The organism is Paenibacillus sp. FSL H3-0333 (genome assembly GCF_038002805.1).
In the GTDB taxonomy this organism is placed as follows: domain Bacteria; phylum Bacillota; class Bacilli; order Paenibacillales; family Paenibacillaceae; genus Paenibacillus_AQ; species Paenibacillus_AQ silagei.
Map to the genome: position 1 here is coordinate 1,143,197 of NZ_JBBODG010000001.1, position 15,679 is coordinate 1,158,875.

General features: G+C 53.5%; 15 protein-coding genes. All 15 read left to right on the plus strand.

The window, feature by feature from the left end:
- Nucleotides 1–39: 39 nt before the first annotated feature.
- The 15 genes from atpD (at nt 40) to csaB (ending at nt 15,675) form a co-directional block, all read left to right on the plus strand.
- Nucleotides 40–1,437, plus strand: a complete 1,398-nt coding sequence (gene atpD / locus MHH78_RS05105; protein WP_076084533.1) for a F0F1 ATP synthase subunit beta — start codon at nt 40–42, stop codon at nt 1,435–1,437.
- A 63-nt stretch (nt 1,438–1,500) separates the two neighbouring features.
- A complete protein-coding gene (locus tag MHH78_RS05110) occupies nt 1,501–1,917 on the plus strand; it encodes a F0F1 ATP synthase subunit epsilon (RefSeq protein WP_036699230.1) in 417 nt (138 codons plus the stop codon).
- Between the two features lie 271 nt (nt 1,918–2,188).
- A complete protein-coding gene (locus tag MHH78_RS05115; RefSeq protein ID WP_341166792.1) occupies nt 2,189–2,446 on the plus strand; it encodes a DUF1146 family protein in 258 nt (85 codons plus the stop codon).
- A gap of 197 nt (nt 2,447–2,643) precedes the next feature.
- Nucleotides 2,644–4,020 (plus strand): UDP-N-acetylglucosamine 1-carboxyvinyltransferase, encoded by a 1,377-nt coding sequence (murA, locus tag MHH78_RS05120; protein WP_036699206.1) that lies wholly within the window; start codon nt 2,644–2,646, stop codon nt 4,018–4,020.
- Between the two features lie 176 nt (nt 4,021–4,196).
- A complete protein-coding gene (gene spoIID / locus MHH78_RS05125) occupies nt 4,197–5,363 on the plus strand; it encodes a stage II sporulation protein D (protein ID WP_341166793.1) in 1,167 nt (388 codons plus the stop codon).
- A gap of 61 nt (nt 5,364–5,424) precedes the next feature.
- Complete coding sequence (locus MHH78_RS05130; protein WP_339251872.1) at nt 5,425–6,162, plus strand: M23 family metallopeptidase; 738 nt, start codon at nt 5,425–5,427, stop codon at nt 6,160–6,162.
- Between the two features lie 221 nt (nt 6,163–6,383).
- Nucleotides 6,384–6,671: a sporulation transcriptional regulator SpoIIID gene (gene spoIIID / locus MHH78_RS05135; RefSeq protein ID WP_019915029.1), complete on the plus strand. Its 288-nt coding sequence runs from the start codon at nt 6,384–6,386 to the stop codon at nt 6,669–6,671.
- A 127-nt stretch (nt 6,672–6,798) separates the two neighbouring features.
- Nucleotides 6,799–7,797: a rod shape-determining protein MreB gene (gene mreB, locus MHH78_RS05140; RefSeq protein WP_036699265.1), complete on the plus strand. Its 999-nt coding sequence runs from the start codon at nt 6,799–6,801 to the stop codon at nt 7,795–7,797.
- Nucleotides 7,798–7,846: 49 nt separating this feature from the next.
- Entirely contained in the window at nt 7,847–8,725 is an 879-nt protein-coding gene (locus MHH78_RS05145; RefSeq protein ID WP_341166794.1) for a flagellar hook-basal body protein, read from the plus strand.
- A 71-nt stretch (nt 8,726–8,796) separates the two neighbouring features.
- Nucleotides 8,797–9,618 carry a flagellar hook-basal body protein gene (locus MHH78_RS05150; RefSeq protein ID WP_341166795.1) on the plus strand — a complete coding sequence of 274 codons (822 nt, stop codon included), beginning with the start codon at nt 8,797–8,799 and terminating at the stop codon, nt 9,616–9,618.
- Between the two features lie 9 nt (nt 9,619–9,627).
- Nucleotides 9,628–9,867: a DNA-directed RNA polymerase subunit beta gene (locus tag MHH78_RS05155; RefSeq protein ID WP_036699259.1), complete on the plus strand. Its 240-nt coding sequence runs from the start codon at nt 9,628–9,630 to the stop codon at nt 9,865–9,867.
- 304 nt (nt 9,868–10,171) lie between these two features.
- Nucleotides 10,172–10,594 carry a 3-hydroxyacyl-ACP dehydratase FabZ gene (gene fabZ, locus MHH78_RS05160; RefSeq protein ID WP_036721704.1) on the plus strand — a complete coding sequence of 141 codons (423 nt, stop codon included), beginning with the start codon at nt 10,172–10,174 and terminating at the stop codon, nt 10,592–10,594.
- A 47-nt stretch (nt 10,595–10,641) separates the two neighbouring features.
- Entirely contained in the window at nt 10,642–12,360 is a 1,719-nt protein-coding gene (locus MHH78_RS05165) for a phospho-sugar mutase (RefSeq protein WP_076084512.1), read from the plus strand.
- 139 nt (nt 12,361–12,499) lie between these two features.
- The gene (locus tag MHH78_RS05170; RefSeq protein WP_341166796.1) at nt 12,500–14,539 is read left to right on the plus strand and encodes a DUF5693 family protein; all 2,040 of its coding nucleotides are present in this window, start codon (nt 12,500–12,502) and stop codon (nt 14,537–14,539) included.
- Entirely contained in the window at nt 14,512–15,675 is a 1,164-nt protein-coding gene (gene csaB, locus MHH78_RS05175; protein ID WP_341166797.1) for a polysaccharide pyruvyl transferase CsaB, read from the plus strand. The genes MHH78_RS05170 and csaB overlap by 28 nt, the downstream gene beginning before the upstream one ends.
- The last annotated feature ends 4 nt before the right edge of the window (nt 15,676–15,679 follow it).

Here is a 15,679-nt window from a genome sequence, read left to right on the forward strand (position 1 = left end):
AAGGTCCATATGTAACAGCTTTCGAGGAGGGAAATGAAGATGAACAAAGGACGCGTTGTGAGCATTATGGGTCCGGTTGTCGATATTGAATTTGAACGCGGCCAGTTGCCCCAGATATTCAACGCCATCAAAATTGTTGCGAGCCTCAGCGATGGCCGCAGCATGGATCTGACTCTTGAAGTTTCCAATCATCTTGGAGATAACCTGGTGCGTTGTATCGCCATGTCCTCTACAGATGGACTGGTTCGCGGGATTGACGCTATTGACCAGGGAGTGCCGATCTCGGTTCCTGTCGGTGAAGCAACACTGGGCCGCGTATTTAACGTACTTGGTAATCCAATCGATAACGGTGCTGAAGTGGTGGCTGCTAGAAACCCGATTCACCGTCTGGCTCCTACCTTTGATGAATTGTCTACTCAGGCAGAGGTTCTGGAGACCGGAATTAAGGTTATCGACTTGCTGGCCCCTTATGCCAAGGGCGGTAAAATCGGCCTGTTCGGCGGTGCCGGCGTAGGTAAAACGGTAACTATTCAGGAATTGATCAACAACATCGCACAGGAGCACGGCGGGATATCCGTATTCGCCGGCGTTGGCGAGCGGACACGTGAGGGGAATGACCTCTATCACGAAATGACCGATTCCGGCGTTATCAAGAAAACGGCGATGGTCTTCGGACAAATGAATGAGCCTCCGGGCGCGCGTCTGCGCGTAGCACTGACCGGTCTGACCATGGCGGAATATTTCCGTGATGTGGAAGGCCGCGATACGCTGCTCTTTATCGATAACATCTTCCGCTTCACCCAGGCGGGTTCCGAAGTATCGGCCCTGCTCGGCCGGATGCCTTCTGCGGTAGGTTACCAGCCTACACTGGCAACAGAAATGGGTCAGCTGCAGGAACGGATTACGTCCACGAAGAAAGGCTCTGTTACATCCATCCAGGCGATCTACGTGCCTGCGGATGACTATACTGACCCTGCACCGGCTACGGCGTTTGCCCACTTGGATGCAACGACCAACCTGGAGCGTAAAATCTCCGAAAAAGGGATCTTCCCTGCGGTTGACCCGCTGGCTTCCAGCTCGCGTATGCTGGCACCGGAAATCGTCGGCGAAGAGCACTATAACGTGGCACAAGGCGTTAAGCAGCTGCTGCAGCGTTATACCGAGCTTCAGGATATCATTGCCATCCTCGGTATGGATGAGCTGAGTGAAGAGGATAAGGTCATTGTAGCCCGCGCCCGTAAGGTTGAGCGCTTCCTGTCCCAGCCGTTCCACGTAGCAGAGCAGTTCACCGGCTTCAAGGGAAAATACGTGCCGATCAAAGAAACCGTACGCAGCTTCAAGGAAATCCTGGAAGGTAAGCACGATGATCTTCCGGAAGTAGCGTTCCTGTTCGTAGGCACGATTGAAGAAGCCGTGGAAAAAGCGAAAACGTTGTAACCCTAAGCATGCTTATGCTGGGGGATCGGGCTTTATTCTGTAAAGCTTTGAGGAGGAATGGAAGTGAATACCTTTTTGCTCGAAATAGTTACTCCGGAGCATCTGGTCTACTCCAAGCAAGTGAACAGTCTGACGGTACGCGGCGTGAATGGTGAACTGGGGATTCTACCGGGACATATTCCGCTCGTCACCCCGCTTCAGGTTGCTCCGCTTAGCGTTAAGGCGGACGGCGTTACAGTCTCCATCGCTGTGCATGGCGGTTTCGTTGAAGTGCACAAAGATAAGGTAACGGTGCTGGCTGAAAGTGCTGAGCTGCCCCGGGATATTGATGTGGAGCGCGCTGAAGCGGCTAAGGAGCGGGCTGAGCGCCGCCTTAAGCTGCAAAGCAAGCAGGATGAGATCGATCACCGCCGTGCGGAGCTGGCATTGCAGCGTGCTGTAACGCGGATCAAAGTTTCGACCGGCAAAGGACAACAGTAGCAGATAAGCGGTCAAGCCCTGGGCTTGACTGCTTTTTTTAGAATTTATATGTTTTGGGGCCCCCGCAAAGTACCTGAGTCATCATCGAAGCTAAAGCCCACTTTGTGGGGTAATTTAGCTAGCGCAAATCTAGCAGATTATGAACATATCGTCATCAGATCTGCATATAAAGACCCAATTGTTTAAAATTTCGTAAAAGTACTGGATTCTTTTCCCCTGCACAAGTATGATATAAGAGTCGATTTCCGAGTACCTAACACAGGGGGCTAATATGAACACACGCTTATCCGCTGAGTTGTCGGGTGCGATCGGCACCAGCAATATGATTTCTATGGTTATCTCTTTGATCTGCGTTGCATTATCCTGGTGGTCACTTCAGAACCTTAAGCTGGATTTGATCATAAGATATCCCAAGAGCCCTCAGGGCAGACTGCTGCACCTGCTGCTGGCGATTGTCCTTGGTCACTTTGTGGCCGGGTTCCTGCTTGATTACTTGGGCTGGAGCGGACTCATCGGACGGATGTTTTAACGGCAGCAGCTTTGGTTATATCTGTATAGGCTGATGCAGTGAAAAAAGTGTCGAATAATAAGGTTTTATTATGTCAACACTGAAGTTAAGCAAGGAATCTGCACCTAAGACGCAATGGCGGAATATTCAATATCTTAACAGACGAATTTTAACCTCAAAATTAATTTCAGAAATAATGGACGCGGAGGGAAACCGAAATGAGCAAATTTATCGTCCGCGGTGGCAACAGATTGACCGGGAGCGTGAAAGTCAGCGGCGCAAAAAATTCCGTACTACCGATCATAGCCGCCTCTCTATTGGCAGAAGAAGGAGTCAGCGTCATTGTGGACGCACCTCCGTTAGACGATGTAATGACGATTAACAAGGTATTGGAATCTCTGGGTGCAGGTATTACATACCAGAACGATGTGATTGAAGTAGATGCCACTAATATTACTTCCTGTGAAGCACCATATGAATGGGTACGCAAAATGAGGGCTTCTTTCCTGGTTATGGGCCCACTCCTGTCCCGAATGGGGCATACTCGTATTTCTCTGCCTGGCGGTTGTGCCATTGGAACTAGGCCGATTGACCAGCATTTGAAGGGTTTTGAAGCGCTTGGGGCCGAGATTAGTCTGGGCCAGGGCTATATTGATGCGAAAAGTAACGGGAGACTGCGCGGCGCCAAGATTTACCTGGATGTGGCCAGCGTAGGTGCGACCGAAAATATAATGATGGCTGCCGCGCTTGCCGAAGGCACCACAGTGATTGAGAACGCCGCAAAAGAGCCGGAGATTGTTGACCTGGCCAATTACCTGAACGGGATGGGCGGCATTGTACGCGGAGCCGGTACCGGAGTCATCCGGATTGAAGGCGTTGAGCGTATGCACGGCGTAAGACATCATGTCATTCCTGACCGGATCGAAGCTGGAACCTACATGGCGGCAGCGGCGATTACAGGCGGTGATGTGTATGTTGAGGGAGCTATTGCCGACCACCTGGGTCCGGTGATTGCCAAGATGGAGGAAATGGGCGTTACGATTATCCCGGATGAGAACGGAGTCCGTGTCATCAGCGACAAGCCGCTGAAGGCTGTCGATCTCAAGACATTACCTTACCCGGGATTCCCGACAGATATGCAGTCACAGATGATGGCGCTGCTGCTCCGCTCGGAAGGAACCAGCGTAGTGACAGAGACTGTCTTCGAGAACCGGTTCATGCATGTGGATGAATTCCACAACATGAACGCGGAGATCAAGATTGAGGGCCGTTCTGCAATCGTGACCGGCAATGCCAGTCTAGTCGGCGCTAAGGTATGTGCTACGGACCTGCGTGCAGGAGCTGCGCTTATTTTGGCAGGACTTGTGGCGGAAGGTACTACAGAAGTTAGCGGAACGCATCACATTGACCGCGGGTATGTGCACCTGGCTGAGAAGCTATCAGGACTTGGTGCGGACATATGGCGGATTTCCATGGAAGAGTCGGCTGTTCCTGCTGCGAAGGAAGAAGCACTTAAGCCTGAACCGGCCAGAAGCGAATCCTCCAAAGCCGAAGAGATCAGACCCCGTTTCCAGATTCAGCCGTCTTGGGTATAATAGTTATTCTTAAAAATATGAGGACCAGCCGCTAAGCGGCTGGTCCTTTTTTGGAAAATTTACCTTATATGTTCCGGGGGATTCCGCAACTCTCTTTCTCTCAAAATCCCGTTCTAGCAGGTGCCGCAAATTCATATCTATAAGAATCACCGGTGCTTACGGAAGGAGCCATAGAGATGAAAGAGTTAATCAACCTGCGCCGCATCCTGAAGCGTCCGCGCAGCGTAGCGCGCGTGCGGCGGCGCGGCGCACACCCGCTGCGGCGGCTGGCCCCCGCCGCCTGGCTGGCAGCGCCCCTGCTGGCGGCGCTGCTGCTGCCGCTGGCTGTTGTCCCGCAGCGCGGGGGACAACGGCCGCCGGCGCCCCCGGCCGTGCCGCAGGCCACGGCCGCTCCGGCGCCGCCGGCAACGGCTGCCGCAGAGGCGCCGCAGCCGGAGGTCTCCGTCTATTTGTCGCGGAGCGGACAAATCGAGACCCTGCCGCTGGAGGAATACGTCAGCGGCGTACTGGCGGCCGAGATGCCGGCCGAATTTGAGCTCGAAGCGCTCAAGGCGCAGGCCGTAGCGGCCCGCACGTTCATTGCCCGCCGTCTGGTCGCCGGCGACCACAGCGGGGTACCCGTTCCCGAAGCGGATGTGAGCGATACGGTAAGCCATCAGGCTTACGTATCCCGGGCCGTGCTGGAACGGGACTGGGCGTCCGGCAGCAAGCGCGCCGGCCTGGCGAAGATCCGCCGCGCGGTCCTGGAGACGCGCGGGACCATCATGACCTATCAGGGGCAGCCGATCACGGCTTCCTTCTTCGCCTCCAGCGGAGGGTATACGGAGAACTCCGAGGAGTACTGGAATGCTGCGGTTCCCTACCTGCGCAGTGTAGCCAGCCCGTGGGAACTGCAGATCACCCCGAACCTGGCGGTAAGCTACACCTTCAGCAATTCGGAGCTGCGCAGCAAGCTGGGCCTTGGAACCAAGGACCTTCCGGTAGCAGCCAGTCTGGGAGCTTCGGGCAAGGCAGTGCCGGTCTCCGCTCAATCCTCCACCAGCTTGCCAGCGGAGGTACTGTCGCTGACAGCCGGCCACCGGATCAAACAGATCTCTATCGGTGGGAAGGTGTTTACCGGGCGGGAAGTGAGAGAGAAGCTGGGGCTGCGCTCGAGCCAGTTCACCTGGAAGCGCCAAGCGGGGAAGGTGCAGATCACCACGTATGGCAACGGCCACGGTGTCGGTATGAGCCAGTGGGGGGCGAACGGGATGGCGAAGCAGGGGAAGACGGCCACACAGATTCTCAAACACTACTACCGCGGGGTCTCTTTTACCGGAATCTCAACTCTTCTGAAAAAATAATCTGCAAGATACGTATAAAAGCGAAGCGCCCGGTAACACTGGTTACTGAGGTGATAACCATATGAATGAACAAGACAAAATCAAATCAACCCATGATGAATCTCTCAAAAACAAGCAGGGAGATTCAGGCGCCAAGCCTTCTTCATGGAGCAGACTGTTATCCAAACGGTGGGTATTCCCGGCAGTCTACACGGCGGCAGCGGCACTTATACTAACCTTGGTGTGGGTCTATCAGGATGCCGGCCAGAAGCCGCTGAATCCGGACAACGCCGCGGTAGTATCCCAAGGTGAGGCCGGCAGCAAAACCGGAGCCGCAAACGGTGATCCCGAAGCCCTGGAAGTTGTCGCATCAGCCGAAAGCCTGGTCTGGCCGGTAGCCAGCCCGAGTGAAGTGGAAGTGGTCAAACCGTACTACGATGAGAACGGCACGGAAGAGAATCATATTGCGGCGATGGTGCAGTACAACAATACCTTTGTCACCAACACCGGAATTGATATTGCCCGTGAGGACAACAAGACGTTTGATGTGAAGGCGGCACTCAGCGGTGAAGTCACCAGAGTGGAAGATGTTGCTGTACTGGGTAAGGTAATCGAGATTACCTCCCCTGGCGATCTGAAGACGGTCTATCAGAGTCTTGGCGAAACCAAAGTGAAGCAGGGCGATGAAGTGAAGCAGGGCGATACACTGGCTACAGCGGGACGCAATGAGATGGAGAAGGGTCTTGGCAATCATGTGCACTTTGAAGTGCATGAGGACGGCAAGATTGTGAATCCTTCGGATCTGCTTCCGCAGCGCTAAGCCAAATGATCAGCAGGGGGCGGAAGCCTCCTGTTTTTTTTCTACCTGAAATGGACAGTCCGGCAGGTTCTATTCTGGAAATGGAGCCGTGAAATGCAGTGAATTGGGTTGTCCGACAAATAAAATGAGCCTTCCTGAGCTTGTCATGTCCTGAAAGCGCGAATATATAGGCCCGCCCCTCATATAATGTACCAAACTATTCACAGTTGGGAGGCGGGAGCGTGCACGATTACATCAAGGAACGTACCATTAAAATCGGACGCTGCATCGTGGAAACCAGGCACACGGTCCGGACCATAGCCAAGGAATTTGGCGTTTCAAAAAGCACGGTGCATAAAGATTTAACCGAACGGCTGCCGGAAATCAATCCGGATCTGGCTGATCAGGTGAAGCACATTCTCGAATATCACAAGTCCATCCGTCATCTTCGGGGGGGAGAAGCCACAAAAATTAAATATAAGAAAACCACAGGTAAGAAGCGTGAGGTTGCCGTAGCCTCAAAGCCATAAGATTTTCGGATTTTCGCGCCATAATTCAGGTTTAGTCCATTGTACTCACCCCCTAAAGTATGGTATTTTTAAATTTGGTACAATCATCATTTCTCATTTAAAATAACACTTTGGGGGCTCTTTCATTATGCTTAGCAAGGATATCGGAATCGATCTCGGCACAGCCAACGTGCTCATTCATGTCAAGGGAAGGGGAGTCGTTCTGGATGAACCTTCCGTGGTCACACTTGAAAGTGATACGAAGCGGGTCCTTGCGGTTGGTGAACAGGCACGCCGGATGGTCGGGCGGACACCTGGAAATATAACGACGATTCGTCCGCTCCGTGACGGGGTAATCGCCGACTTTGCCATTACGGAAATGATGCTCAAATACTTTATTGACAGCGTTGGCGGCCGGACCTGGTATTCACGGCCCCGTATTTTGATTTGTGCTCCCACCAATATTACTTCTGTGGAAACGAAGTCCATCCGTGAGGCGGCAGAGCGCAGCGGGGCCAAAGAGGTCTTCATGGAGGAAGAGCCCAAAGCTGCAGCCATTGGCGCAGGAATGGACATTTATCAGCCTAGCGGAAATATGGTCGTCGATATTGGCGGCGGAACGACGGATGTAGCCGTATTGTCTATGGGCGACGTCGTTACCGCCTCTTCCATTAAGATCGCAGGGGACAAGTTCGACGATGCCATTTTAAGATATATTAAACAGAAATATAAGCTACTGATCGGTGAACGCACGGCGGAGGATATCAAAGTGACCATCGGCTCGGTACGTCCGGGCGGCATGAAGGCAGAGATGGACATCCGCGGGCGTGATATGGTGAGCGGATTGCCTCAGACTCTTACCATTTCATCCGGCGAGGTGAAGGAAGCGCTGTGGGACCCGGTTTCGTCGATTGTGGCTGCGGCCAAGTCGGTGCTGGAGCGTACGCCTCCTGAGCTGTCGGCAGATATTATTGACCGTGGAGTGGTGTTGACCGGCGGAGGCGCCCTGCTTAACGGACTGGACGAGCTGCTCTCCGAACAGCTGCATGTTCCGGTCTGGGTGGCTGAAGATCCGATGCACTGCGTCGTCAAGGGCACGGGAATTATGCTGGATCATTTGGACAAGGTAGTTAAGAAAAAGTTCTAGCCTGCCGATAATAAGGGAGAACAGCAGATTCCAGGAAGGGACTGACCTCATGCTCAGAGGATTATATACAGCCGCAGCAGGAATGGTGACGCAGCAGCGCAGACATGATACGGCGACGCAGAACTTGGTCAATTTAAATACTACGGGGTACAAGCAGGTCGACAGTGTCAGCCACGCTTTTCCCGAGGTGCTGGTCACCGCGATGAACGGGGGCGCTGCTAAGACTGTCGGACGGATCAATACCGGGGTTTTTGCCGAGCAGTCCGTCTCCCAATACCTGCAGGGCGACCTTATTGAGAGCGGAAAAAGCGTAGACTTTGCGCTGTCTACCGATCTGCAGGTCCCAGACCCGGAGAATCCGGGTACCAATCTTGCTTTTGACGGCTCGGGGAAATATATCAGTCCGGATGGCGAGGTAACTTACCGGCCTCAGGCGTTCTTTACCGTTCAGGATAATGAAGGCAATAATTTATATACACGTAACGGAAGCTTTACCGTGTCTCCCACAGGGGAGGTACACAGCTTAGGAGGATTCAAGGTCCTCGATAGTAACGGCAATCCGTTGCAATTGAATGGACCGCAGGATAACCTGAAAGTGGACGGGCAAGGTAATTTGATTGATAATAAGACCGGGCAGCCTTCAGGCACCCGGATCGGAATCAGCGTCGTCACAAGACCGCAGGAGCTGGTGCGTGACGGCAACGGGGTCTTTCATGCTGATGATGCCGAGGCCGCAGACATCCGCTTTTCTAATGGAACGGATATTCTGCAGGTACGCCAGGGCTACCTTGAGAACTCTAATGTGGATGCCACTCAGGTCACTGTGGATATGAACGCCGCTTACCGCGCGTATGAAGCGAATCAGAAAGTGATCCAGTTCTACGACAGCAGCCTGCAGAAGGCCGTGAATGAAGTCGGCCGGGTATAGCCGGGCTGCATGGACCATTACTGATGGTGTAAGCCAGTTTCTTCTTATCAAGCTAGTAGGAGGTTAGACCTGTGAACAACTCGACAATCGGTGCTTCTGTCTCAATGGCCAGTCTGCAGCAGCGGCTGGATATTATAGCGGATAACATTGCCAATATGAATACCAATGGTTATAAGAGCAAGCAAGGCTCGTTCGAGGATGTGCTTACCCGTGTACAGCAGCAATCCAAGGATTATAACCAGCCTGGGCGCAGCATGCCGCTGGGCTTCAATATCGGCTTTGGTGTGCGTGTGCCTACAGTGTCAAGTAATTGGGAGGAAGGCACGCTCCAGGAGACAGGGAAGCCTACGGACTTGGCGCTTCAAGGCAATGGATTGTTCGGCGTTCAGGTGAACGGTGAAACGGCATATACCCGCCAGGGGAATTTCCACTTCACCCCGGATACGGCCAATAAGGATAAGATGATTCTTGTGGACAATACCGGCAATCCTGTGCTGGGTGCTAACGGTACTCCGCTCAGCGTAGGGGCTAATGTAAGTGCTGCTATTGATGAGCGCGGGCAGGTGTGGACTAAGACGGATGAGAAACAGCCGCCTGTCCTGGCAGGCAGCTTAATGATTGTTGAGCCGCTCAGCAAGAATGCTTTGCAAGCTGTGGACGGTAATTTCTATGTATTGGCTGATGGCGTAACAGCGCAGCAGGCATTCATGCAAAGAGCAGCGGGCGAAGCGAAGGATGTAGGCGTTCGCTCAGGCTATCTGGAATCCTCTAATGTGGATCTGAGCCGGGAAATGACGGAGATGATGCAGATTCAGCGTACGTATCAGCTTGCTGCCCGGGCGCTGTCCTCCAGTGACCAGATGCTGGGCCTGGCTAATAACATGCGCGCGTGAGGTGAAGGAATGAGTCGTGAGAAGGTTAAGACTGCACAGAAAGCAGAAGAGGAGCAGCAGCAGCCGGTGAAGCGGCGCAGGATTAGGGCCTGGACCATTATTCAGTGGTTCCTGATTCCATTGCTGCTGGTTGCCGCACTTGGCGGCGGGCTGGTCGTAGGGTATGTGATCCTCGGCAAAAAGGAACTAAGTGATGTGCTCCTGTGGAGTACGTGGAAGCATGTATATGATCTGGTGTTCGCACCTTAAAGTGTTATGGCATACCGATATCGGAGGCTCCCTTGTTGTGCAGGGGAGTTTTCTTTTTTATACTGAAAAATGTATAATGATGGCGTGCCCTAAGAGCGCCAAAAAGGGCCCTCTCCGCCATGCTGCCGCGTGCGGTGGAGAAAGCCCCTTATCTTAACCTCCACTGCTGCAGGTGGTGAAGGATAATTATAGTTTTTGCCGAAGCTGTCCATATTTATGCAGAGACAGCGGAGAATAAAACAAAAGTGCTGCTGTAGGCGGAGGTTCATAGACGCGGTTACAACCGAAGGGAGCTTTAATAATCATGATGAATACCAATCAAATTCAAGAAATCATCCCCCACCGGCCCCCATTTCTGCTGGTGGACAAAATTACAGAAATAGAAATGGGCAAACGGGCAGTCGGCATCAAAAATGTAACGGTAAATGAGCCTTTTTTTGCCGGACACTTCCCTGGCTTCCCGGTGATGCCGGGTGTGCTGATTACGGAAGCCTTGGCTCAGGTGGGCGCTGTGGCTATTCTTGGCGTAGAAGCTAACCGGGGCAAAATCGGTTTTCTGGCCGGGCTTGACGGCTTCCGCTTCCGCGGACAGGTTGTTCCCGGCGATACCCTTGTGCTTGAGGTAGAGATTACCCGGCTTAAAGGCAGTATCGGTAAAGGACAAGCCACTGCCAAGGTGGACGGCAAGACGGTAGCGTCCGGGGAGATTATGTTCGCACTCAGCTAGTTCCTGTTATAAACTTATATATTATAGATGGAGAAGGAGAGATTGACATGACTGGATTAAGCCCGAAGGCGCAGGAGACCCTGACACGCTGGCTGCAGGACCCTTCTGTCGACGAGAACACCAAAGAAGAGCTGAAGGCCCTTGCCGGTGAACCCAAGGAACTGGAAGAGCGATTCTATAGAGATCTTGAATTCGGTACAGGCGGTTTGCGCGGAGTCATCGGAGCAGGCAGTAACCGGATGAACCGTTATACTGTCGGCCGGGCTACTCAGGGCTTCGCTGATTACATTCTGGGACAGCATACGGGAGAAGGCAGACCCTCGGTGGTTATCGCCCACGATTCCCGGCGCTTCTCGCCGGAATTCACGCTGGAGGCTGCGCTTGTACTCGCCGGCAACGGAATTGAGACCCACCTGTTCTCTTCCCTGCGCTCCACGCCGCAGCTGTCCTTTGCCGTCCGTCATTTGAAGGCGTCTGGAGGCATTGTAATCACTGCCAGCCACAATCCCCCTGAATATAACGGATACAAGGTCTACAATGCCCAGGGCGGACAGCTGGTACCTCATGAAGCGGAGAAGGTTATTGCTAATATTTTGAATGTGGACTCCTTCAACGGAGTGAAGCGCATGTCTCAGGAGGCAGCAGAGAGCGCAGGCCTGCTGCACTGGCTGGGGGCCGAAGCGGACGAGGCATTTACGGATACGGTTGCTGCGGTAAGTGTCAGCCGTGAAGAGATTGCGTCTTCGCTGGGCCGTGACTTCTCCATTGTCTATACGCCGCTGCACGGGACAGGCAATCTTCCGGTCCGCCGTGTACTGGAGAAGATCGGCTTCACTCAGGTACATGTAGTTCCTGAACAGGAACAGCCGGATTCCGAATTCTCTACCGTGAAATCACCGAATCCGGAGGAACGTGAAGCCTTCACCCTTGCGATGAAGCTGGGCGAAGAGCTGAATGCGGATCTGCTGATCGGCACAGATCCGGATGCTGACCGTATGGGCGCTGTGGTTCGTGACAACGAAGGCAAATTTGTAGTGCTGTCCGGGAATCAGTCCGGCGCGCTCATGATTCATTATTACCTGAGCCGTTTACAGGAACAAGGGAAGCTGCCGGCTAACGGCGCTGTAGTCAAGACCATTGTAACCAGTGAGATGGGCGCTGCTGTAGCCAGCCATTATGGCGCTACGGTATTCAACACCCTGACCGGATTCAAATATATCGGGGAGAAGATGAACCAGTTCGAGCAGTCCGGCGAGTATACGTATCTGTTCGGATATGAAGAAAGCTATGGCTATCTGGCGGGCAACTATGCCCGTGACAAGGATGCAGTCCTTGCTGCTATGCTGATCGCTGAAGCGGGTGCCTATTACAAGGCCCAGGGCAAGACCCTGTACGATGTGCTGCAGGAGCTGTATGCACAGTTCGGATACTTCCTGGAGAGCCTGGAATCCCGCACGCTGAAGGGCAAGGATGGAGTGGCCCAGATTCAGGGAATTATGAATGACTGGCGGACCAGCCCGCCGCACGAAATCGCCGGTGCTTCCGTGACGCAGGTGCTGGACTACTCCCTGGGACTGGACGGTCTGCCTAAGGAGAACGTGCTGAAATATCTGCTGTCGGACGGCTCCTGGTTCTGCCTGCGCCCTTCCGGCACGGAACCGAAGATCAAAGTGTATTTTGCCGTGGTGGGTGAATCTCTGGACAACGCTAAGCACAAGGTTGCGGAATTGACCAGTCAGGTTATGGCACGGGTAGACGGGAAATAATAAGCAATAGATAACTTGCCTGCGGAAACGGAGCTGCTCCAGATGGACAGACCTCCGTTTCCGCTTCAATTTGCCGCTGGCAAAAGGGTCGGCATCTGTAAGTAGCAATCAGCTTTAAAGTGACAGAGGAGGTACTTTGGTGCAGCAGAAATGGCAACGCTGGAATATAGCATCACGCAAGTGGTTATGGATCATTATGGTGATAGGTCTGATCGGTGCGCTTCCGGTCGTATATGACCGTCTACAGACAGAGAAGTCTTCCAAATCGGTTGAGTTTGTCTTTGATTACCGCGATCTGGTTGAGGTTGCGAGCTACCGGGAGAACCCGCAGGATTACATCAACGAGCAGCTGGACCGGCTGAAGGCAGCCGGTGTTCAGAGTATGGCTATCTATGAGAATACATTGGAGGATTTCCGCAAGGCGCGCCGCCTGATGATCTGGGGAGCGTCTGATATCGCCAATCTTACCGATACTGTGATTCCGGAGAATGAGAACTATACATATGTCCTCTTTACCAGTGCGAAGAACAGTGAAATGCTCTCACCGGTTATCCGCGATGCCTTCAGCAGACTGGACATCCGGACGGAAGAATGGAACTACCGCGGCCAGCAGGGGCTGATCATCCAGACACCGCTGGAGGATGCAACACTCAAGCCGCTGCAGCCGGACCCAATTACACTGGAAATGCTGCACGAGAAGGGCTTCAGCATTGTGCCCCGGCTTGTAGATTCACTGGCATACAATCAGGATGCCGTGAAGAAGCTGCTGGACCGTTACGCCGAGCTTGGCGTCAAGCGGATTCTTTTTGAAGGAGAGTCTGTCAAAGGATACTCCGATGATGCAGATACGGGCAGTCTGACCGTCTTCGCCGATCTCCTGAAGCAGCACGGGATGGGAATTGCGGCAATCGAGAATATTAAGGTTCAGCAGAAGGGCTTCTCTAAGCTGGCTTACATGCTGGATTACAACGTGACGCGCCTGTATTCCCTCAGCGAGGCGGATTCCAGCCTGAAGACTGAAGTGATCGCAGACCGGTTCGCGCTGGGCACCAAAGACCGCAATATCCGCATGATCTATCTGAATACGATTCCCTCCAGAGACACCAAGAAGGCTGCTATCACAGATACGCTGGATAACCTGATTGAGAGTCTCAGCGGACCTGAGGGTGCAGTAGCCAAGATTGAGGCGAACGGCTTCAAGATTGGACAAGCTACAGCATTTGATGTGAGCGATTCCTCCTTCCAGCGTTACTTCAAGCTGATTGCGGTAATCGGGGCGGTGGCTATGGTTGCGCTGCTGTTCTCCTACTTCATTCCTTGGCTTACTCTGCCTGTATGGGTGCTTGGACTGGTTGGAAGTGCAGGACTGCTGGTTCTGAAGCCGGCATTATTTGAACAGGCGCTTGCGCTTGCCGTAGCCATAAGTGCGCCTACCCTGGCTATAGTGCTGGCTATCCGCAAAATTAATGAGATGGGCCCGCCTTTACGCGCCAATCCGTTAACCTTTGCCGTAATGAGCCCGCGCCGCCGTCTGACGCATAGTCTCGTTCTGTATGTCAAAACTGCGTTAATCACCTTCAGTGCGGTGCCTTTCGTCATTGCGCTGCTGAATAATATTACCTATGCCCTGGTACTGGAACAGTTCCGCGGGGTAAGTCTGCTGCATTTGGCCCCGATCGGGCTTACTGCAATCTATGTGCTTTTGTACCGTGGCGAATTTGCCTTTAACAAGACCGGTAAGCTGCTGCGGACGCCGATTACACTCGCTATGGTTATTGCCGCTGGTGTAATCGGTATCGTGGGGATGTATTATCTGAGCCGGACCGGAAATGCCGGAAGTGTGAGTGCACCGGAGAAAATCCTTCGTGTCTTCCTGGAGAATACCGTCGGGGTAAGACCGCGTAACAAGGAATTCCTGCTGGCGCATCCGCTCTTTATCCTCGGCGCATTCTTGGCCTATAAATACCGGAGTGCAGCCTTCATCATGATTATTGCAGTCATTGGGCAGTTGTCTATGGTGGATACCTTTGCCCATATTCATTCGCCTGTGCTGATCTCGCTGATCCGCGGACTCCTGGGTCTTGGACTCGGCCTGATCATCGGTATTATCGCTGTTGGGGTATGGCAGATTGCGGAAGGATGTTGGAAGCGATGGTCACCACTCCTCAAAAAATTGTAATCTCCGGCTTCTACGGCTTCCGCAACAGCGGAGACGAAGCCGTTCTGCAGTCGATTCTGAATGCTCTGCGCAAGCAGTCCCAGGCTGCCGGAATAATGCTGGAGCCTGTGGTTCTATCCATTGATCCGGAGTGGACGGCTGCCACGTACGGGGTGGAATCTGTACACCGGATGAAGCTGGGAGAGGTCCGCAGAGCCATATCAGAAAGTGCGGGCCTGATCAGCGGCGGCGGCAGCCTGCTTCAGGATGTTACAAGCAGCAAGACCATTCCGTATTACCTTGGTATTATCAAGCTGGCCCAGTGGATGGGGAAACCGGTATTTATCTATTCCCAGGGAATCGGCCCGGTGAACCGCAAGCTGTTTCATCCGTTGATCAAATCCATTTTCCGGAAATGTGCCTATATCTCCGTGCGGGATGAACAGTCCCGCCTGTTGCTTCAGTCTATGGGGCTTAGTATTGATGAAGTAGAGGTAGTACCTGACCCGGTTATGGGTCTGGAGTTGCCTGAGGATATGCAGCCAGGAGTAGAAAAAGGGACGTTGATTGGCGATACGCCAGATCCTGGCCTGCCAGTTGTGCCCGCTACTGTAGGTGTTTCTGTCCGCTTCTGGGAGCAGTCCCGTAAGGAGCTGGACGCGTTGGCTGAAGGCCTGGTGAAGGCTTCTGCGGTCCAGCCGCTCCATGTACACTTTCTCCCCTTCCATCATTCTGCAGACAATGAGGCTTCCCGCTATGTGATGCAGAAGTTGGGCCGGGCTATAGAAGATAATGGAGGATCGGTAACAATCCGTGAGGATGCGCTTCATCCGTTGCAGATGCTGCGGGAGGTAAACCAGTGCCAGGCGCTTATAGGCATGCGGCTGCACAGCCTTATCTATGCTGCGGGACAGCGTGTTCCGCTGATGGGCGTCTCTTATGATCCGAAGATTGATCATTTTCTTGAGCGGGTGGATTGTCGGCCGGTAGGCAAGACAGATACACTGGAGGCAGACAAGGTGGCTGCCGGGCTTCTGGAGCTGCTGAGCTCAGGGGAGCGCTGGAAGCAGGAGCGGGAGCCGCTGATTGCCGCGCTCACCCAAGAGGCAGAGGCACCGGCCCGGCGAATTGTCCAATATTTCGGCCGTAAAGGATGAGTGA